General features: G+C 50.6%; 21 protein-coding genes and 1 riboswitch. Of the genes, 17 read left to right on the top strand and 4 right to left on the bottom strand.

Annotated elements, in window-relative coordinates; genetic code table 11:
• Nucleotides 1-34: 34 nt before the first annotated feature.
• From KNO78_RS07960 to KNO78_RS07915, 10 genes are all read left to right on the top strand, one after another.
• A complete protein-coding gene (locus tag KNO78_RS07960) occupies nucleotides 35-232 on the top strand; it encodes a hypothetical protein (RefSeq protein ID WP_074036082.1) in 198 nt (65 codons plus the stop codon).
• Between the two features lie 74 nt (nucleotides 233-306).
• Nucleotides 307-549: a hypothetical protein gene (locus tag KNO78_RS07955; protein ID WP_074036083.1), complete on the top strand. Its 243-nt coding sequence runs from the start codon at nucleotides 307-309 to the stop codon at nucleotides 547-549.
• Between the two features lie 97 nt (nucleotides 550-646).
• Nucleotides 647-1,723 carry a nitric oxide synthase oxygenase gene (locus KNO78_RS07950; RefSeq protein ID WP_214690577.1) on the top strand — a complete coding sequence of 359 codons (1,077 nt, stop codon included), beginning with the start codon at nucleotides 647-649 and terminating at the stop codon, nucleotides 1,721-1,723.
• A 14-nt stretch (nucleotides 1,724-1,737) separates the two neighbouring features.
• Entirely contained in the window at nucleotides 1,738-2,157 is a 420-nt protein-coding gene (locus KNO78_RS07945) for an RDD family protein (protein ID WP_074036085.1), read from the top strand.
• Between the two features lie 125 nt (nucleotides 2,158-2,282).
• The gene (locus KNO78_RS07940; protein ID WP_074036087.1) at nucleotides 2,283-3,134 is read left to right on the top strand and encodes a DegV family protein; all 852 of its coding nucleotides are present in this window, start codon (nucleotides 2,283-2,285) and stop codon (nucleotides 3,132-3,134) included.
• A 20-nt stretch (nucleotides 3,135-3,154) separates the two neighbouring features.
• Entirely contained in the window at nucleotides 3,155-3,481 is a 327-nt protein-coding gene (locus KNO78_RS07935) for a thioredoxin family protein (protein WP_196431086.1), read from the top strand.
• An 86-nt stretch (nucleotides 3,482-3,567) separates the two neighbouring features.
• Nucleotides 3,568-3,969 carry a (4Fe-4S)-binding protein gene (locus KNO78_RS07930; RefSeq protein ID WP_074036089.1) on the top strand — a complete coding sequence of 134 codons (402 nt, stop codon included), beginning with the start codon at nucleotides 3,568-3,570 and terminating at the stop codon, nucleotides 3,967-3,969.
• A 14-nt stretch (nucleotides 3,970-3,983) separates the two neighbouring features.
• Nucleotides 3,984-4,877: a DUF5996 family protein gene (locus KNO78_RS07925; RefSeq protein ID WP_251125256.1), complete on the top strand. Its 894-nt coding sequence runs from the start codon at nucleotides 3,984-3,986 to the stop codon at nucleotides 4,875-4,877.
• On the top strand, nucleotides 4,878-5,150 hold the full coding sequence (locus KNO78_RS07920; RefSeq protein ID WP_074036091.1) for a GNAT family N-acetyltransferase: 273 nt from the start codon (nucleotides 4,878-4,880) through the stop codon (nucleotides 5,148-5,150).
• Nucleotides 5,151-5,165: 15 nt separating this feature from the next.
• A complete protein-coding gene (locus KNO78_RS07915; protein ID WP_214690579.1) occupies nucleotides 5,166-6,248 on the top strand; it encodes a low temperature requirement protein A in 1,083 nt (360 codons plus the stop codon).
• 30 nt (nucleotides 6,249-6,278) lie between these two features.
• Here KNO78_RS07915 and KNO78_RS07910 read toward each other — a convergent pair whose 3' ends face one another.
• The 3 genes from KNO78_RS07910 to KNO78_RS07900 all read right to left on the bottom strand — a co-directional run bounded on the left by KNO78_RS07910 (nucleotide 6,279) and on the right by KNO78_RS07900 (nucleotide 10,121).
• Nucleotides 6,279-7,004 carry a hypothetical protein gene (locus tag KNO78_RS07910; protein WP_047795005.1) on the bottom strand — a complete coding sequence of 242 codons (726 nt, stop codon included), beginning with the start codon at nucleotides 7,002-7,004 and terminating at the stop codon, nucleotides 6,279-6,281.
• A gap of 84 nt (nucleotides 7,005-7,088) precedes the next feature.
• Nucleotides 7,089-9,410, bottom strand: a complete 2,322-nt coding sequence (locus KNO78_RS07905) for an ABC transporter permease (RefSeq protein ID WP_214690580.1) — start codon at nucleotides 9,408-9,410, stop codon at nucleotides 7,089-7,091.
• A 12-nt stretch (nucleotides 9,411-9,422) separates the two neighbouring features.
• Nucleotides 9,423-10,121: an ABC transporter ATP-binding protein gene (locus tag KNO78_RS07900; RefSeq protein WP_214690581.1), complete on the bottom strand. Its 699-nt coding sequence runs from the start codon at nucleotides 10,119-10,121 to the stop codon at nucleotides 9,423-9,425.
• Between the two features lie 161 nt (nucleotides 10,122-10,282).
• Here KNO78_RS07900 and KNO78_RS07895 point away from each other — a divergent pair, with 161 nt between their 5' ends.
• The gene (locus tag KNO78_RS07895) at nucleotides 10,283-11,113 is read left to right on the top strand and encodes a DegV family protein (protein ID WP_159562782.1); all 831 of its coding nucleotides are present in this window, start codon (nucleotides 10,283-10,285) and stop codon (nucleotides 11,111-11,113) included.
• A 288-nt stretch (nucleotides 11,114-11,401) separates the two neighbouring features.
• Complete coding sequence (locus KNO78_RS07890) at nucleotides 11,402-13,081, top strand: sensor domain-containing diguanylate cyclase (RefSeq protein ID WP_214690582.1); 1,680 nt, start codon at nucleotides 11,402-11,404, stop codon at nucleotides 13,079-13,081.
• Between the two features lie 45 nt (nucleotides 13,082-13,126).
• On the opposite strand, the gene KNO78_RS07885 is transcribed toward KNO78_RS07890, so the two are convergent.
• Nucleotides 13,127-13,768 carry a homing endonuclease associated repeat-containing protein gene (locus KNO78_RS07885; protein WP_074036101.1) on the bottom strand — a complete coding sequence of 214 codons (642 nt, stop codon included), beginning with the start codon at nucleotides 13,766-13,768 and terminating at the stop codon, nucleotides 13,127-13,129.
• Nucleotides 13,769-14,220: 452 nt separating this feature from the next.
• Here KNO78_RS07885 and KNO78_RS07880 point away from each other — a divergent pair, with 452 nt between their 5' ends.
• From KNO78_RS07880 to ribH, 5 genes are all read left to right on the top strand, one after another.
• Nucleotides 14,221-15,033: an undecaprenyl-diphosphate phosphatase gene (locus KNO78_RS07880; protein WP_214690583.1), complete on the top strand. Its 813-nt coding sequence runs from the start codon at nucleotides 14,221-14,223 to the stop codon at nucleotides 15,031-15,033.
• A gap of 80 nt (nucleotides 15,034-15,113) precedes the next feature.
• Nucleotides 15,114-15,256, top strand: a riboswitch (FMN riboswitch).
• Between the two features lie 152 nt (nucleotides 15,257-15,408).
• A complete protein-coding gene (gene ribD, locus KNO78_RS07875) occupies nucleotides 15,409-16,473 on the top strand; it encodes a bifunctional diaminohydroxyphosphoribosylaminopyrimidine deaminase/5-amino-6-(5-phosphoribosylamino)uracil reductase RibD (protein WP_214690584.1) in 1,065 nt (354 codons plus the stop codon).
• Complete coding sequence (gene ribE, locus KNO78_RS07870) at nucleotides 16,473-17,114, top strand: riboflavin synthase (RefSeq protein ID WP_214690585.1); 642 nt, start codon at nucleotides 16,473-16,475, stop codon at nucleotides 17,112-17,114. The genes ribD and ribE overlap by 1 nt, the downstream gene beginning before the upstream one ends.
• Nucleotides 17,114-18,298 carry a bifunctional 3,4-dihydroxy-2-butanone-4-phosphate synthase/GTP cyclohydrolase II gene (locus KNO78_RS07865; protein ID WP_074036106.1) on the top strand — a complete coding sequence of 395 codons (1,185 nt, stop codon included), beginning with the start codon at nucleotides 17,114-17,116 and terminating at the stop codon, nucleotides 18,296-18,298. The genes ribE and KNO78_RS07865 overlap by 1 nt, the downstream gene beginning before the upstream one ends.
• On the top strand, nucleotides 18,295-18,759 hold the full coding sequence (gene ribH, locus KNO78_RS07860) for a 6,7-dimethyl-8-ribityllumazine synthase (RefSeq protein ID WP_074036107.1): 465 nt from the start codon (nucleotides 18,295-18,297) through the stop codon (nucleotides 18,757-18,759). The genes KNO78_RS07865 and ribH overlap by 4 nt, the downstream gene beginning before the upstream one ends.
• Nucleotides 18,760-18,875 lie beyond the last annotated feature (116 nt).

The raw sequence follows: 18,875 nt of genomic DNA, 5'->3' as shown, positions 1-18,875 counted from the left end.
TGAAACTTCCATCTCTTTCGAAAGGAGAGCTTGTATGGCGATTTTCAAAAAGTGGATTCATCGCGTCAATGGTGATGTCACGGATATGCTGTCAGCTGGACCGATTCTCCCGTTCCATGTGGATTCGCTCTTGATTGAACAGTATCCGGATGCCATTTACGTGCTCGATACAAATGGTCGACTAATCGATTCGAATGAAAAGATGGGACTGCTGTTCGATAACTGCGCATGATCTCCAGCCGATGCGGAAGAGTTTGCGCCGTATCACGAACAGGCGTTAACCCGAGAAACGGTTCATCCTGACGATTGAGAGCGGTTGACTCAAGCAATTCAGACGTCACGTTCATCATTCGTTTTGCATCCGGTACAGACTTGCCTGTCCGCTTACGTCGAATGACTGAAGTGACGAATGGGCTGTATCAATATGCCGCCGACTACGAATCAAGTCCGACCATCGAGGCGCAAATGACCGCCCTCGAGCAGGAAGTGAGCGAAAACGAAGAAGTCACCGACTACATCGAACTCGTCCATCAGCCAGAGCGGTCTTGAGTATCCGACTTGTCTTCTGTGAGAATAGATAGTTGAAACAGGGGTCTCCTTTTCTCTAAGATGGAGAAAGAGAGAATCGAGTGAGGAGACCTTAGATATGAATCTGTATGAACAAGCGAGCGACTGGATGCGGCAATGGCATGACGACCCTTCCGAACGCCTCCGAGAAATCAAAGATGAAATTGAGCGCACGGGCACCTATTCATTGACGACGGAAGAGTTGTGTGAGGGTGCCAAGGTGGCGTGGCGGAATTCGAATCGTTGCATCGGCCGCTTGTTTTGGCAGACACTCCATGTGATTGACGCACGGGACGCCGATACGTTTGAGGCTGTCTACACCCATCTTGTCGACCACCTTCGGTTCGCCACGAACGGCGGAAAAATCCGTTCGACGATGACGGTTCTTCCGAACGAGTTCAAACTATTGAACACACAATTGATTCGGTACGCGGGATATGAGACACCTGACGGAATCATCGGAGACCCGATGTCCGTCACGATGACGAAGCGCGCGAAAGAACTCGGATGGGTCGGAGCCGGCACGCCGTTCGATATCCTCCCGCTCATGATCACGGACGGGCGAGACGTCCGCTTGTTTGAGTTGCCGAGTGAGGCCGTGCTTGAGGTGGACATTCGGCACGAGGATGTGGACTTGTTTGACGGACGGACCATCAAATGGCACGCAGTCCCAGCGATTGCGGATATGGAACTAGAGATCGGAGGTCTACGGTTTACCTCGGTCCCGTTTAACGGCTGGTATATGGAGACGGAAATCGGGGCAAGGAATTTGGCCGATACGGACCGTTATGATTTGTTGCCGCTCGTCGGACGGTCACTCGGGCTCGATACGACGAAAGAGCGGTCGCTTTGGCGCGACCGGGCACTCGTCGAATTGAACATCGCCGTCCTGCAATCGTTCGAGCGGGAAGGTGTGACCATTGTCGACCACCATACGGCTGCCAAACAGTTCAAGCGGTTCGAAAAAAACGAACGGGACGCGGGGCGTGACGTCACCGGGCAATGGAGTTGGCTCATCCCGCCTCTCTCTCCTGCGACGACGCACGTTTTTCACGAGCATTACGACAATCAGATCAAGACACCGAACCTGTTTGCTAGAAGTGGATGTCCGTTCTCAGGGTTTCGTCAGCTGGTAAAAGAGGAATTGAAAGGCTAGAACCGAGAGAAAGGATGATTGCTGTGGCAGTCCCACTTTGGAAACGAGCCGTCGCTGGTCAAATCGACCAACTCGTCTTTCAGACACCGGCAAAACTGATTGAAAAGGCAGTCCGTAAGAAGATTTGGCCAGACAAAGAAGTGAAACGGTATTACTTACCGACCGTTGTGACGATGGCCGGAGAAGTCTATTGTATGTTGTATCGAAACGGTCAGACGATAGGAGACCGTGTCGTCGGAATTAAGGTCGTGAGTGCGGATGGACGCCCGCTTTCATTGGAGCAAGTCATCAAGCGGACACTCTATAAAGACGTCGTCTACCCGGCGACGCTTGGGATTCCGCTCATCCGTGCACTTCAACAGATGAAATCGAATAAAGACCTCGAGTTGCCGCATGATGAGTTCGCCCATACAAAATTGATCTCGACCAAATGAAGAGGAGCAGGGCGACCGTGTGTCGCTCTGTTTTTTCGTCCCGTTCGGTCGAGTAGGAATAGCGGCGGGAAATAAGGTATAATGGGATTGGACAAAAATGAACGACTATTGGAGGCTTTTTAGTTATGACAAAAATCGCATGGATTACCGACAGTATGGCCAACTTCTCTCAAGAAGAGGCAGCAAGTCTCGGTGTCGATATCGTTCCGATTCAATTGATCGTGGACGGGAACGGCTATAGTGAAACCAAACTCTCTCTCGAAGACCTACATCGGTATATGATTGACCAAAAGAAAGAAGCGAAGACGTCACAACCGATCTTCGGAGATTTCATCGCCCGCTACGAACGCTTGAAAGAAGAGGGATATGATTGTGCCATCGCCGTCCATTGCTCGAATGGATTGAGCAGTACGGCGAAAAATTCGAAAGCAGCTGCCGAAGCGGCTGACTTTACCGTGTATACCATCGACTCGCATGCCGCACTCGAGGCGCAACAAGAACTCGTCCGAATCGGGAAGGCCGCTGAAGCCGAAGGCAAGTCAGTAGAGGAAATCGTCGCCCTTCTCGAAGCATGGCGAGATAAGAAGAACTTCTTCATGATCATCGGAAACATGGAGACGATGCGCCGAGGCGGTCGTGTTTCTTCCGGTGAGATGTTCCTTGCGAACATCTTGAACATCAAGCCGATCATCACCCTCGATGAGACGGGGAAAGTCATCCCGTTCAAAAAGGCCCGTTCATTGAAGAAGGCTTATGCGGAGATGGTCGGTGAACTCGAACGTCGTCACGCGGAAAACGGTGTGAAGGACAATCGGGTGTTCGTTCAGACGGCACTCGCACCGAACATGCAAGATGACCTCGTCGCACTCATCGAGTCGAAATTACCAGATCTTGAAGTCGTACGGACTCGATTCTGTCCCTCGATTGCGGTACATGCCGGATTTGAGACGGTCGGTGTCTTGTGGCTCAACTCTTAATCAAGTAGGAGGAATGCAAGATGGAAGCAATGACAACCTTGACTGGATTGAATGAACGGATTGCGAGCACGGAACAGCTGCTCGTCTACGTGTCACATCCGGGATGCAGTGTCTGTCATGCGCTGAAACCTCAGATTGAAGAGATGCTCCATCAGTTCCCAGAAATTGAGGCGGTCGCGGTAGACTCGGATGAAGTGCCGGAAGTCGCAGGCGCCTTCTCCATCTTTACCGTGCCGGTCGTCCTCTTTTTCATCAACGGGAAAGAAATGCTCCGCCGGGCACGATTCGTGCCGATCGGCGAACTGACGCATCAACTCGAACGCATGCAAGAAATGAGACAAGCGTGAATATGACCCATCATCCTGTCATGGGATGATGGGTTTTTTTCATAGTGTAACGGGTAAATACCCGCAAACACATAAGGGGTGATTCGATGCGAGGCAAACAATACGTGGGAGAATCGATTGATGTGTACTATGATGTGTCGCTCTGCGTCCATGCGGCGGAATGCGTACGGGGATTGCCGGAAGTGTTCGATACGAAACGGAAGCCGTGGATCTTACCGGATGGGGCCGAGGCTCCTGATGTCGCGACGGTGATTGAACGCTGCCCGAGCGGTGCGCTGCAGTTCGTTCGGAAGGATGGTGGAGATGCGGAGGAACCGGACGTCCCGACGTCTGTTAAATTAAACGACTGGCAACAAATCGAGGTGCGTGGCGACCTTCAAATCGAGCAAGGAGATGAGGTCATCTCCACGTATCGGGCCACGCTCTGCGGGTGTGGACAATCCGGGAAGCGACCGATTTGCGACCATAGTGGCGCGTGTAAAGGATGAGAGGATGATGGATGATGCAGATTCCACTACATTCGGACTGGCATGATACAAAGTTGACCTTGCATTTGATTTCCCAACTACTAGGGAAGATTAGACTCCAACTGGCCCCACCTGAGCCGCAATGGGGGCATGTCTCGCTACCGCTCACGGTTAATGGGTTCACGACAGGGCTGTTGTTTGAAGGGGAACGGGCACTCCAGCTTGATGTGGATCTACTAAGTTCTTGCCTTGTCGTTCATGTCGAAGATCAGACAGACGCCATCCCGATTGAAGCGGGGAAGACAATCAAGTCCTATCATGACGACTTATTCAATCGACTGCGGACGCATGGGGTCGACATACGCATCAACCCGAAACCACAGGAGATGACCTTCCAAGGACTTCTCGATACGGACGAGACACCGCTCGCTTATGATGCGGCGTATGCCCGGCAAGGATTAAGGCTGTTTCAACGGGCGGCGCACGAACAGCTGACGTACCTATCGAAGCTACGATGCCGGAAAATCAAACCGGCACTCTTTTGGGGGACGTTCGACGTGTCCTCGCTCGTCATCTATCCGATCGAGCATCCGTTTCCGGAAGACAAAGTGATCGAGCGCGTCGCCTTCGATGAACAGTTGATTGAATTTGGATTTTGGCTTGGGGATGATGTGACGGAACGACCGAGCTATTTTGTCTTGCCTTATCCGTTCCTGTTCAGACCGCTACCGACCGTGACGCTACAGCCGGAAGCGGCTTATTATGACGCGGAGAAGAGTGAATTTTTCTTGCCGCTTGATGAAGGAACGAGTGGGGAAGTCCAAGCGTTTTTGTCTACATCGTTTGACATCTTGATGGACGAGATGGATTGGACGATGCGTGACCATTTCTTTATCCCGCTAAAACTAGAAGAGGAGAGTGGTGAGTAAATGGAAATTAAACAGAAGGAAAATACGTTTTACGTCGGGGACGAGGCGAAGCCATCGGCAGAACTGCACTACGTGCCGACGGGGGCGGACAAACTGATTGTCGATCATACGTATGTCAGTGATGAACTTCGAGGACAGGGAATCGGAGAGAAACTTGTTGTCGCCGTGGTCGAATATGCTCGGGAAGAAGGAAAGACGATTATCCCACTCTGTCCCTTTACGAAAAATCAGTTCGACCGACATGCCGAGTATCACGACGTGTTGGCGAACTGAACCGGGGTGGGCTAGATGGAAGAAAAACGAGCCACGTGGTTAGAGCTCTTCTATGACCTGGTTTATGTCGCTGCGATTGCGACGGCGACCCATGTCCTTCTTCATACCCATCATGGTGTCATCCCGTTCGAATATGCCTCGAAGTTCGTCCTCATGTTCATCCCGATTTGGTGGGCGTGGGTGGGGCAGACGATGTTCATCAACCGCTTTTTCGAGGATGCGATTCACCAGCGTCTGTTCGTAATTGGACAGATGATCTTCGTATTAATTATGACGGCGAGCTTGAACGTGGATTTTGATGACTACTACTATTCATTTCTCATTGGCTACTTAGGTTTGCGCGTCATGACGGTCTTGCAGTATACGATGGTAAATCGACGTATTCAAGACTCGGCGGCACGCTTTTTAGGCACCTATTTTTGGATTGGAATCGGCGTCTCGTCGTTATCCATCTTTTTTGATGGAAGCTTGCGCTACGTCGTTCTGTATCTCGGGCTCATCATAGATTTGATTGTACCGATCATCGGTCGGAAACGCTTGGCCATGACGCCCATAAACTTAGGATATTTGCTCGAACGCTTTGGTCTTTTGACCATCATCGTCTTAGGGGAATCCATTATCAGTATCTTGGCGGTGCTCGAGCCGCAAGACGGGGATATTCGGTCCATCAGCTTTTCGATTTTAGCATTCATCGTCCTCATCGCCATTTGGTGGCAATACTTTGACAACATCGAAAAGAAAGTGGACAAAGACGCGGTCGGGACCGGTCAAATCATTTTGTATGGTCATCTGTTCATTTGGATGTCACTCAGCGTTCTGGCGAGCATGATGAAACTGATGTATCTCGGGGAGTTGGATGAGCGCTTTGAAGTGATGGTGACGTTCGGTGCCGTTCTCGTCTACTTTTTGTCGACGACGCTCGTGTTTCACAATCATCGCTTCCCGGAAAGCCGGTTGCACTGGGGCTATTTCGTGTTTTTCGTCGCGCTCATTCTCGTGTTCACCGGCCTCCATCTATTCGTTCTCGTCTCACCGTTAATCATCATGATTGAACTCGCCATCTTCTTCGCCATCTATGCGAAACTGACGACCACATAAAAATGGAGCACCGCGGGGCGCTCCATTTTCTTATTCTGCTGCTTGTGGGACGAGATAAATCAAGCCAAACGGGTTATGCAACAAGTTGTCGATGGTCGTCCGCTCATCTTCTCCCATCTCGACCGTGAAGGCGCGACCGTCTTCAAAGGCGAAATGGTCGCCATCGCCGAACATCGCGCCACCTGAGATGAGGTGGAAGTTGAACGAATGGATTACGTGGATGGCATCTTCAATGTCGAGTGTCATCGGCACAGCCACGTCTGCATGACCGAACGCTTTCATTCCCCATGACATATAGGCGTTCTCTTCTTCTGTGATAGCCGTGAGAAGCGAATAGTCGAGTGCGAGGTCTTCTTCTTTTGATTCTTGCCACTCGTCTTTCGAGTAAGAGACACCAGCTGACTCGACCATGACGCCAACTCCACCTGCGTTTAAGACGGCGTTTGCGGCACGACGTGCAGCGGCGACGTCTGTCAAATCGTTGACGTCGACAATCAAGTAGACGACATGCGTATGACGAGCGATTCCTTTCGCGACTTTCGGGGTGAACCCGCCAGAACTCGCGTGAATCATCGCCTCGGCGAGGGCTGGGTCACGTTCGACGACTTCTACGGTGAACGCCTTCCCTGTCTCATCTTCGAGCAACAACAGACCAGCCATCGTGTAGCCTTCACTATGTAAACTGATTTGTTCGCTGACGCCTTCTGCGGAAGACCAGTTTCCGGGAATGGCGAGCATGACTTGTGTACGATTCATGTGTATCATCCTTTTCTGCAAAAGTCAGGTCTCTCCTCAGGAGAGACCTGGTCTATCTCTTATTATGCCCTATTTTGGCATGAATTATTCTTGATACGTCTTTAAAACTTCCTGAAGTGGGATTTGATCGATTTTTCGGCGGCTGATGAATGTACTCATGAAGAAGAGGAGAACGACTGCACCGAGCGTATAGACGATATAGATCCATTCAAATTCAAGTGGGAGCACGAGCCCATAATCTTCCGCGAAGACGACGACGATGACCCGAAGCGTCAACAGGGCGATGGGGATGCTCAAGAGGGCGGAGATGAGCGCGTAGATGAAGTAGCTGTTCAAAATCATCGAGCGGACTTCCCGTTTTTGATATCCCATCACTTTCAACAAGGAGATGACGTAATAGTTCTTCTCGACCGTCAGTGCCGTCAAGACGAACAGGATGCTGAAAGCGATGAGGGACGCCCCACCAATCAAGACATTCATCATGAAATTCATATATTGGTTGATCGATTCGGACTGATCGATCAACCCTTGACGTGACAGAATAGTCGAATAGTCCGATTCGCTCGGACGCTCCGTCGCATAGATACCGTTGAACAGGTCATCCGTTGCGCCAGCGGTGAGAAGTTCACTTAACGTCGCCCGGGGCAAATAGGCGAAGTCGCCAGAGAATTCATCGGCAATCCCGATAATGGGATAGGTCAACGTGTCCCCGTCGAGTGCGACATCGATGTCTTGACCCACATCGAGGCCGAGTTTTAGCGCGAGTGAGGAGGAGACGACAAGGCCGTCGGGTTCAAGTGTCAACACATCCCCATCTTCGTTTTGGAGTGGGAACAAGGTGTTGTCGAAGTCTAGTCCCTTCAAGGTGATCAGGTTATCTTCGACAAAGGCGAACGGATAGGTGAGGAACGGTTCTTGTCCCGCTTCTAAAACCGGTGTCCCGTCTGTATACGCCTCGTATTCATACACCGCTTCGTTCAATCCGCCAACGGTCATACGGTCGACGGCGCCGTTCATCATGAGGGCGAAAACGATGAGAATCGTCGAGAAGAGGATCCCGAGAAAGAAGATGAGAAAACTCCCCGTGCTCTTGACGGCATACAAATATTTGAACTTCGTCTTGCCACTCGCCCGTCTCAACAGGCGACTGACAAGTCGACTGAGTCGATTCAATGAGACATTGTCCCGTGGTGACAAGAGGGCAAGGGCGCTCTCACCCATAATTTTATAGATGACAGCTCCTGCAACGAGCGCAAAGAAGAGGAGCGGGGCAAACACGGCTGTCACGAACACGAGTGGACTTTGGGCGATGGTGATGGACGGTAAAAGATAGAAGTCGAGATAGAGTTCTTTCAACGGGTTCGCGAAATAAAGCCCCAGGAAATAACCGATGATGAGCATAAAGAATGCGAAAACCAAGATGAGCACCAAGTAAGGCGATGCGATTTGCCGACGACTATAACCAATCGCCTTCAACAGTCCGATTTGTCCTCGTTCCGCCTCGAGCATATTCGAGATCAGGATGGCGACGATGATTACAGCGATAGAAACGATAAAGAGACTGAGTCCGAGCGCCATCGCCTTGCCGGATGAAATCTCACTGTAGATGGCACCACTTCGGATAATATTTTCCGTCTCCATGACCGAGACGACAAACGGGAGGTCTATGTCGGTCTTGATCGCTTGATCGGTCACCCCGGACAGTCGGAAAGACTCTTGCCCGATGAATGTTTCGAACGATTCATCCGTCATCAAGAGGAGGGTCTGTGAACGAGGGTCCAAGTTGAAGAAGTTATCATCGAAGAGTGGGAGCGTATAGTCCGGAAAAAGGACAAATCCACTCACCGTGAACGGTTTGCCGATGTCGATTGTGTCTCCGATGTCGATACCGTTCTCCTCTGCATATTTTTTATTGAGGGCGACTTCGTCATTCGCTCTCGGTCGATCACCGGCTTCGAGGTAGGAACGGTTGATCGTGTCTGATTCTTTGACGATCAATCCCCGATGTTCAATATCATCGAACGTGTAGGTGATGGTTTTTAAGTCACGGAGTTCAATCGTAGCATCCGGCATCTCCTGTTCGACGGCAGCGATTCGCGATGCGATCAGACGATTGAAGACTTCCGCATCGGCTTGTTTGATGTCAGCCAATGTGAACGTTCCTGTTTCCGCGAGCGTGGCGAGAGCGGGGTCGCGTAACTCCTCTTCCGTCACCCGATTGAGCATGTCAATCGCAAAGTCTTCCTGATTCGATTCTTCCAGATACTCTTCAGTCGGGACCTCGATTCCACTGATGCCATAGAACATCATCGTGTACGTGAGTGAACTCATGACGATGATGATGGCGATGGCGAGGAGTTGCATCCACTTCCGATTTAATGTCTTCCAGACGTTTTTATACAGCATGTTGCCACCCCCTTATCCCCAATGGATGTCACGTGCCGCGACCCGGGTCTCATGATGGGTCACCTCCACGATTCGACCGGAGTTCATCTTGATGACATCGTCCGCCATCTCACTGATTCCATTATTGTGTGTGATGACGACGACTGTTTTTTGATACGTCTTGTTCAATCGTTCCAATAGTTCGAGTACTCTCTTCGAATTTTCCTCGTCGAGTGAGCCCGTCGGTTCGTCACAAAAGATGATGGCGGGATTTTTGGCGAGGCTGCGGGCGACGGAGACACGTTGCTGCTCACCGCCCGATAGTTGATAGGGGTATTTATCACGTGCCGCTGTGAGCCCAACTTGTTCGAGCAATTCATCAATCGGCAGCGGGTCTTTCGTTAAGTCAGAACCAATTTGTATGTTCTCATAGACGGTCAAGTTTTGAAGAAGGTTGTATTGTTGGAAAATGAAGCCAAGATGGTCGCGTCGAAAAGCAGTCATCTGATCGACGGATAGGTCGGTCAGCACGGTGTCGCCGAACGTGATCTTACCTGAGGTGACCGTGTCGAGTCCGCTGATGACGTTGAGCAGTGTACTCTTCCCGCTCCCGCTTGGACCTAGGATCACGACGAACGCGCCATCCCGGATGGTGAGGTCGATGTCTTTCAAGGCGGCCGTTTCCACGTCGCCTGTCTTATAGATTTTGCTGACGTTCCGTAGTTCGATCATGCCACACATGCCTCCTTTATTTGTTATCTAAGGTATACCCTTTTCGAGAAGTGATTGGACGAGCTACACATAGGATGTTTTGAAAAAATAGTGAAACCGCTTCACCTGTGATAAAATAATATAACCAGGTACTAAAAACTTTTTTTAAGGGAGAACTCTTTATGAAGATTGCTTACATCACGGACAGCACGATTGTCCTTCCAGATGCATTAGCGCAACATCCTGACATCCACATTGTCCCGCTCTATGTCGTCAAAGGGGACCAGCCGTATAAAGATGGAATCGAAGTCGATGCGAAAACGGTTTACGAGTGGATTGACGCGGGAGAGCGCGTCTCGACGAGTCAGCCCGCGATCGGGGATTTCGTCACACTCTATGAAAAATTGAAAGAAGAGTACGATATGGGCATCGCGATTCACCTATCGTCTGACCTGAGTGGGACGTATTCGGCGTCCGTTCAAGGGGCTGAGATTGCGGAGTTCAAGTTGCTCGCCTTCGATTCACGGGCAGGTATCTATACGATGGGACTTATGTTCGAGGAGTTGATTGAACGCGTCGAAAGAGGCGATGCGCTTGAAGACGTGGAAGCATACATGAAGAAGCGCGTCGAGGACGTCCGCATCGAATTGACGCTTCAAAACTTGACGCAGATGCAAAAAGGCGGTCGAATCTCTAAATCGAAGGCGCTCATCGGGAACATGCTTCAATTGAAACCTGTACTTCGATTCGAAGACGGTTTGATTGTCCCGTATCAAACGGTCCGCACATACAAGAAAGCACAAGCCCATTTGTTCGAAGTGTTACGTGCGGCAATCGAGTCCGGTGAATGTCAGGACGTCTCGATTTTCCACGGAAATGTCCCTGAGCTTGCTGAGGAGTGGAAAAAACAACTCGGTGACACGATTCCGATCAGAGTTGATACACTCGCACCACTTCTTGGGGCGCATACGGGATCCGGGTCAATTGGAATTTCTTATTTGAAAGCGAAATAATGATTAAGGGCGGTCCTCCTACGAGGATCGCCCTTTTACGTATTCTTTTGTTTCCGCAAATAGAGAAGTGTGATAGTGAGCGAATAGATGATCAAAAACGTGATCAGAAATAGAGAAAAGTCCATGGTTAGCCCCCTTTATCCAAGTTGTTGCCGACATCTAGAAAAGCGAAACATCAAATTGGGAATCATTTCAATATTTCATTGTCTCAACTTTCAAACAATTGCTGGAATGTTTTTGCATTACGGGTCATACTAGAAAAAATGAACGAGAAAAGGGGGGAAGACGATGCGATTTCGGAAGTACCTAGTTCGGAGCTGGTTCGCGTGGACGCTCGTCTTCACGGGAGTGACGTATTTGACTTTCCAAAACCTTGAGGCGTTCGACTGGCCGTTGTTTTGGTTCATCTATACGCTTGGGGCATTGTTCGTCATGAATCCTTTAAAGCGCAGGCATCTTCACTTCACGTTCCATGAGATGTTTGTCTTTATCACATTCTTTTTATACGGACTAGCGCCCGCACTGTTGATGGGGCAATTGCTCCTCTTCACGTTTCAGGCGCGAGCCTTCAATCGTCGCGTCGGGCGACGACGGTTCCTTCATTTCTATCCGCTCAACACGGTGATTGAATGTCTGCTCGTTCTGTTGCCGGGGCTCGCCTATATCGCTCTCGGTGGACGGATCGGAGAGCCGATTCATTTGATGCAACAAGGCGTGGCGATGTTGGCGTTTTTAGGCACCTTGTTCCTCGTCTTGACGATGAGTTTTGCTTTATCCTACTTCATGGTTGGAGAACGGATCCCGTTCCCGATTATGTGGCGATTGATTCGCTTTGATTGGCTCGTCGTGTCACTCGAGCTTTTGTTCTCGATGATTGCCATCGAGTCGTATCTCGTCTTCGGTTATGTCGGACTCATCGTCACGTTCTTCGTACTATCTGTCCTAAAGATGACGATGTCGAAAGCGACGGAGACGGAAGAAACCAAGTCGAGAGTCGATCAAGTCGAACGCTTGAAAGAACAGCTGTACCGCGTGGACAGCGAGCAATTGTTGATTGAGAAGTTTTGGAACGGTCTACGTGATATCGTCGAAGTGGAGCGTGGTTGGCTACAGGTCAATCGAAAAGGGGAGCGGACGTTTTATGATATGACCGGTCGCGTCATCCCGAGTGTGCCGGATGCCTTCACGATTGAACGGTATCATGATGAGGACGAACCGTGTTTCGTCTATGACTCGCTCCATGAATGGCATCCTGAATTGCAGCGAAACCAACAGGAACTACACCATTCGGCGCTCGTCATCCAACCCGTTTGGGGAGCGGAGACGGCGGTCAGCTGCATGGTATCGACGACGGCAAACGGGGCATACGAAACTCCGATTGCGGTTGAAGTGAACCGCCTCCTCAAGACGTTATCTTGGTCAATCGAACGCATCGATGAACGCAAACGTTTGCAACACGAGAGTTTGACAGATCCGTTAACGGGATTACATAATCAGCGGGCACTACGACGTTGGACGAAAGAACGTTTGAACGATGTGGCGTCCTATCCGCTCTCTGTTTTCTTGATCGATTTGGACCACTTCAAATCGATCAATGACACATACGGTCATGCATTCGGGGACGAGGTGTTGATTGAAGCAGGTCAACTCTTTACTCGCAATGTTCGAGCGACGGACTTGGTGACGCGCTACGGAGGCGAAGAGTTCGTGTTCGTCTTCCCGAGAATGGATGAGGCGGCCGCCAATCTGGTCGGCGAAAAGATACGAAACGCCTTGAAGCGCCATGATTTTGGGACAGAAGGCACGCGCATCACGGTGACGGCGAGTATCGGGATTGAAACGATTTATGAATATGAAGACCTCGATACAGTCTTGCGACATGCGGACCGGGCCATGTATGTCGGGGCGAAATTTAACGGGCGAGATCGTGTCGCCCACTATCATGATCTGTCGACAGAGGTCAGATGAAAGGAGGATCCCCAAAATGGTGGATCCTCCTTTCGTATGAAATGATTATGAGTTCGTATTATAAAGTTCAGATTCAACCGCATGAACGGCGGCTGACCAGGAGCCATAGCGATGCAAGATCGCTTTCGTTGAAGGTTTGTTGTTGCGCTTTGCCCATTCACGATAAGCTTCGAATGAGAGCGAGAAGCCCATTTCCTGAATGGCTTCACGAAGGGCGTTCGAGAGTTCTGTTTTCGAATAGGTCACACTCGCCTCAAGTCCTGCCTCGGCACAGGCATCATGCCACGAACCGAACGTCTTGACTATATGATAATGGCTCGGTGCCTTCGGATGGAGCTTTCGCCATTGCTGATACTTCTTCAAGGTGATGATCGAGCCCATGTCTCGCGAATAAATGGCGAGCGTCTCGATGATGTCCTCGCGTGTATACTTCGGCATTTTGTCTGGCAATTCGACGGTTGACTCTCCATGCCATTCATAGCCTGCGATGGCAAGTGCCTCAGCCCATGACCCGAACTGACGAATGATCGACTCAGGAGACGGCCAATTCTGTTCCATTGCGAAGCGGCGATAGACAGAACGGCGTGGACGTTCCTTCAACAAGTCCCCGAGAAGACGAATGCAATGGATCATCCTTTGCTGTTCGGTAGACAAGTGATGGGATTTAGTGGATAGCGTTTGATTCAATGATGGTTCCTCCTTCCGTGGACTCAAATCTGAACCGACAAAGATAAAAAAATGCTCCTACAATCATACTATCGGATTGTTTTTCGGATTTATTAACGTGATTTTGAAAAATTTTAAACAATTCCTAGGAATTGGATAGGACTAAAGTCGCAGTTGATAATTTCAAAAAATGGTAACAGTTCTATTACAAATTAAATCGAATTTCGAGAGAAATGTAAACATAAAGTTTTAATCACCCAAATTTGTAATATTTTTATAAAAAAGTACCCAGCTGGAGAGTTGGGGTCATCGCCTTCGCTCCAGATGAGTACCCTTCTATAATAAATTTAATTTTCAGACTAATCAATCAAATATTGAAATTACGGCAAAAAAATTTTAATGGCTGGTCAATGAAAGACCGATTCTGCTAAAATAGCCGCATTGAGTGAAAAACAGAAAAGAGGATCATCACTATGACAGTTTGGTTATTTTATACGTTACTTGGATTGATTCAAGGGTTCACAGAGCCCATCCCGATTTCATCGAGCGGACATCTTGTCATCTTCCAAGAACTATTTAACATTGACTTGCCGGGATTGTCATTTGAAGTTTTCGTAAACTTTGCATCGCTTCTTGCGGTTTTAACAATCTATCGTCAAGACGTCGTTCGTCTCATCATGAGTTTGTGGACGTTTTTATTTAAGAAAGACCGTTCGAATGAGACGATGGTCGACGTGAAGTTCATCGGGCTGTTACTTGTCGCGACCGTTCCGGCCGGTGTGCTCGGTGTCCTGTTTGGTGACTGGATCGCCGAGGTGCTCGGTGGCGTGGCGACAGTCGGCTATACACTCATCATTACGGGACTCGCCCTCTGGTTCATCCGGAATATGCGAGGAAACAAGGGCGACGGTGGCATTACGCTACTTGACGCCGTATTGATCGGACTTGCTCAGGCCGTGGCGCTCATTCCTGGGATCAGCCGGTCCGGGGCGACTATCGTCATGGCGATGCTCCTCGGGATCAAACAGGAATCCGCGCTTCGGTTCTCGTTCTTCCTGTTCATTCCGATTAGTCTCGGGACGATGATCTTGGACGGTCCGACGTTGTTCACAAACCCAGACACGCGTGATTTGTTCGGTCCGCTCCTTTTGGCATTTATCGCATCATACGTGTTGACTGCCATTTCATTGAAGTGGTTCCAGCACATCATGGCAAAAGGCGAATTGAAGTATTTTTCATATTACTGCTGGATTGTTGGGCTTCTCGTCGTCCTCTTTCTCGCATAATCGAGGCGCTACTCTCACGAGTAGCGTTTTTTGTTTTGCGAAATAAAAACAATTGCGATACAGTAAACCTGTACAAACAAATATTCCTTCGGGGTCGGGTGAAATTCCCAACCGGCGGTGATGGGCCTATGCCCTAAGTCCGTGACCCGGGCGCACGTGTGCGAACGGTGGATCTAGTGAGACTCTAGAGCCGACAGTATAGTCTGGATGGGAGAAGGAACAAAAAACAGGTCCACGTGACCTGTGCTTCGTCGTACGCTTTTCTGTATAGAAAACGTTTATTTGGCTTGCCAAAATTCGACGAAACCCTCCCACCAAGACCCTAAGGACTGCTCCTTAGGGTCTTTTGTTTGTACGGAAAAAGGAGGGAGAACGATGAAACAGTACATGGAACAGGCCATTCAATTGGCGAAATCAGCCGATGGACAGACCGGTGTCAATCCACTCGTCGGTGCCGTTCTCGTGAAAGACGGGCGTATCGTCGGAATGGGTGCCCACCTTAAGGCGGGCGAACCACATGCTGAAGTGCATGCGATTCGAATGGCCGGTGCGGCTGCATCCGGGGCGACTTTATATGTCACGCTCGAACCGTGCTCGCATCACGGTAAGACACCGCCGTGCGCCGATTTGATTGTAGAATCGGGCATCAAACGTGTCGTCGTCGCCATGAAAGATCCGAATCCACTCGTCGCAGGCAATGGGATCGTGCGCCTGCAAGCGGCCGGTGTCGAAGTCGATGTGGGTCTACTTGAGGAAGAGGCGCGTGCCTTGAATCCGGCATTTTTGCGGTCGCTTGAGACGAAACGACCATACGTCATCTTGAAGACGGCAACGAGCCTCGATGGGAAAGTTGCCTTAGAGACGGGGGAGAGTCAATGGGTGACGAGTTCGGAAGCCCGTCGTGATGTGCATGAACTTCGTGCCACGGTCGATGCGATTTTGACCGGTATTGGAACGGTGCTCGCGGATGACCCATCGCTTACGGTTCGATTGGACCGCGTGACGCGACAGCCGAAACGAGTCGTGCTCGACCGTGACCTAAGGTTACCGCTCGCTAGTACGTTAGCACGTACCGCCGAAGACGTCCCGGTGCTCCTCTTCACTTCGTCAGATGAGGCAGAACGACGTGAACGAGCTCAAGCCGTCAGTATCGAATTATTCGATTATACGTCACTCGGCACGGTTCTTGAGACGCTATACGCAAATGGGATTGGGCGTGTGTTGATCGAGGCCGGACCGACGCTTGTCACCTCACTTCTTGACGGAGGCTACGTGGATGAATGGGTCGCCTATCAATCACCACGGGTGTTCGGTGGGAAGCATGGCGTCTATCGCTCACAGCAGGAAGGGACGATCGATGGGATATCCCGTTTTACGATTCATCAGGTCGAAACGATTGGACCCGACCTGAAAGTCGTCCTTCGAAAGGGGGCGCTCTGATGTTCACGGGAATCGTAGAAGAAATCGGAGCAGTCAAAGCGGTCAAGCGCAACGGACCATCTTTACGACTCGTTTTGTCCGCTGTGAAAGTGCTTGAGGATGTGAAGCTCGGGGACAGCATTGCCGTGAATGGGATCTGTCTCACGGTGACGACGTTCGATGACGCGACGTTCTCTGTCGATGTCATGCCAGAAACATTGAAGGCATCGAGTCTAGATGGGGTCAAGCCTGGAACACCTGTCAATCTCGAACGAGCGATGCCGGCGAACGGACGGTTTGGCGGACATTTCGTATCCGGTCATGTCGACGGGGTCGGGCGAATCACGAAGAAACGTCCTCTCGCGAATGCGGTCTATGTTGATATCCAGTGTGACCGCGCGCTCCTTTCCTACATTGTCCCGAAAGGCTCGATATCTGTAGATGGAACGAGTTTGACTGTGTTTGACGTGTCAGAGCGTGGGTTTACCCTGTCCTTGATTCCACACACATACAGCGAGACCGTGCTTGGGATGAAACAGACGGGTGATTTAGTCAATTTAGAATGTGATCTGTTAGCAAAATATATGGAAAAGGTCGTCGGGCAGTCGAAGATGACGCTCGAGTCTTTGGCGGAACAAGGATATGGAAAGGCGGGATGGTAATGTTTGATTCGATTGAACGGGCGGTTGAGGAACTGAGACGAGGACGTCCCATCATCGTCGTGGATGATGAGGACCGTGAGAATGAAGGGGACTTTGTCGTACTCGGTGACAAGATGACACCGGAAACGATGAACTTTTTGATCACGGAAGGGAAAGGACTCGTCTGTAGCGCCGTAGCAGAAGAAGTGGCAGTTCGTCTCGACCTCGCGCCGATGGTGACGAACAGTACAGACCCACACGGTACCGCCTTCACGGTCAGTGTCGACCATATCGATTCGACGACTGGTATCTCGGCGAGTGAACGGTCTCACACCGTTCGTGAGTTAGCGAACCCATCGTCCCATCCATCCGATTTTCAACGTCCTGGACATCTGTTCCCGCTCATTGCGAAGAAGGGAGGCGTCTCCGTTCGCCGAGGTCATACCGAAGCGTCTGTCGACCTGGCGCGACTCGCAGGAAGTGAGCCGGTCGCGGTCATCTGTGAAATCATTCGAGAGGACGGGGAGATGGCACGCGTACCTGATTTGGTACAAGTCGCTGAACGCCACGGGTTGGCATTCATCACTATCGAAGCGTTAGTCCGATATATGGAGGAGAACCTCGTCACACGTGTTGCGGACGTGTCCCTACCTTCCTCAAAAGGAACGTTTCGCATGATAGGGTATGAGAATCGAATGGACCGTGAAGAGCATGTGGCGCTCGTGACGGAGACACTTGAGGAGGTCCCGCTCGTTCGCATTCACTCCGAATGTCTGACCGGTGACGTCTTCGGTTCGTTCCGATGTGACTGCGGTCCGCAACTGGACACGGCGATGGCACGAATCGAGCAGGAATCGGGCATCGTGCTCTATATGCGTCAAGAAGGGCGAGGCATCGGACTGTTGAACAAACTGAAGGCGTACGCCCTTCAAGAGAATGGATTGGATACGGTCGAGGCGAACGTGGCACTCGGGTTTCATCCGGACCTTCGGGACTATCGGGTGAGCGCGGCGATGCTTCGTGATCTTGGCGTCACCCGTGTCCGGCTCATGACGAACAACCCCGATAAAGTCGATGCCTTGGAATCATGTGGCATCACAGTCGTCGAACGCGTTCCGATTCATGTCGGTGCGCATGAAGCAAACGAATCGTATCGCCTGACGAAACAACTCAAAATGAATCATATTGGAGGAACATGGACATGACCTATACATTTGAAGGAAACTTAGTTGGAGAAGGCTTAAAGATTGGAATCGTCGTCGGACGGTTCAACGACTTGATCACGATGCGTCTGCTTGACGGGGCGAAGGATGCCTTGAAACGTCATGGAGTGAAGGAAGAGGATGTGTCGCTCGCCTTCGTCCCAGGAGCATTTGAACTCCCGCTCGTCGCGAAAAAAATGGCGATGAGCAAACAATACGACGCGGTCATCACGCTCGGAGCCGTCATCCGTGGTGCGACCCCGCATTTTGATTACGTCTGTAACGAAGCGGCAAAAGGGATCGCCCAGGCGAGCTATCAATCCGAAGTCCCGGTCATCTTCGGCGTGTTGACGACGGAGACGATTGAACAGGCGATTGAGCGTGCAGGAACAAAAGCAGGCAACAAAGGGTGGGAAGCGGCGACTTCTGCCATCGAGATGGCCAATCTGTTAAAGCAAGTCTAATCAAAACCGGGTGACAATCACCCGGTTTTTCAAATGGTTGAACTAGGATGAAAAAACTGAAAAATGGGTAAAATAAGTGCATGGAACGAATGCATGTATGTATTTGAACGATAAGG

Source organism: Exiguobacterium sp. s132 (assembly GCF_018617235.1).
Classification (GTDB): Bacteria; Bacillota; Bacilli; order Exiguobacteriales; family Exiguobacteriaceae; genus Exiguobacterium; species Exiguobacterium profundum.
Note: the sequence above shows the minus strand (reverse complement) of the source record. Positions and strands in the feature narration are given on the sequence as shown.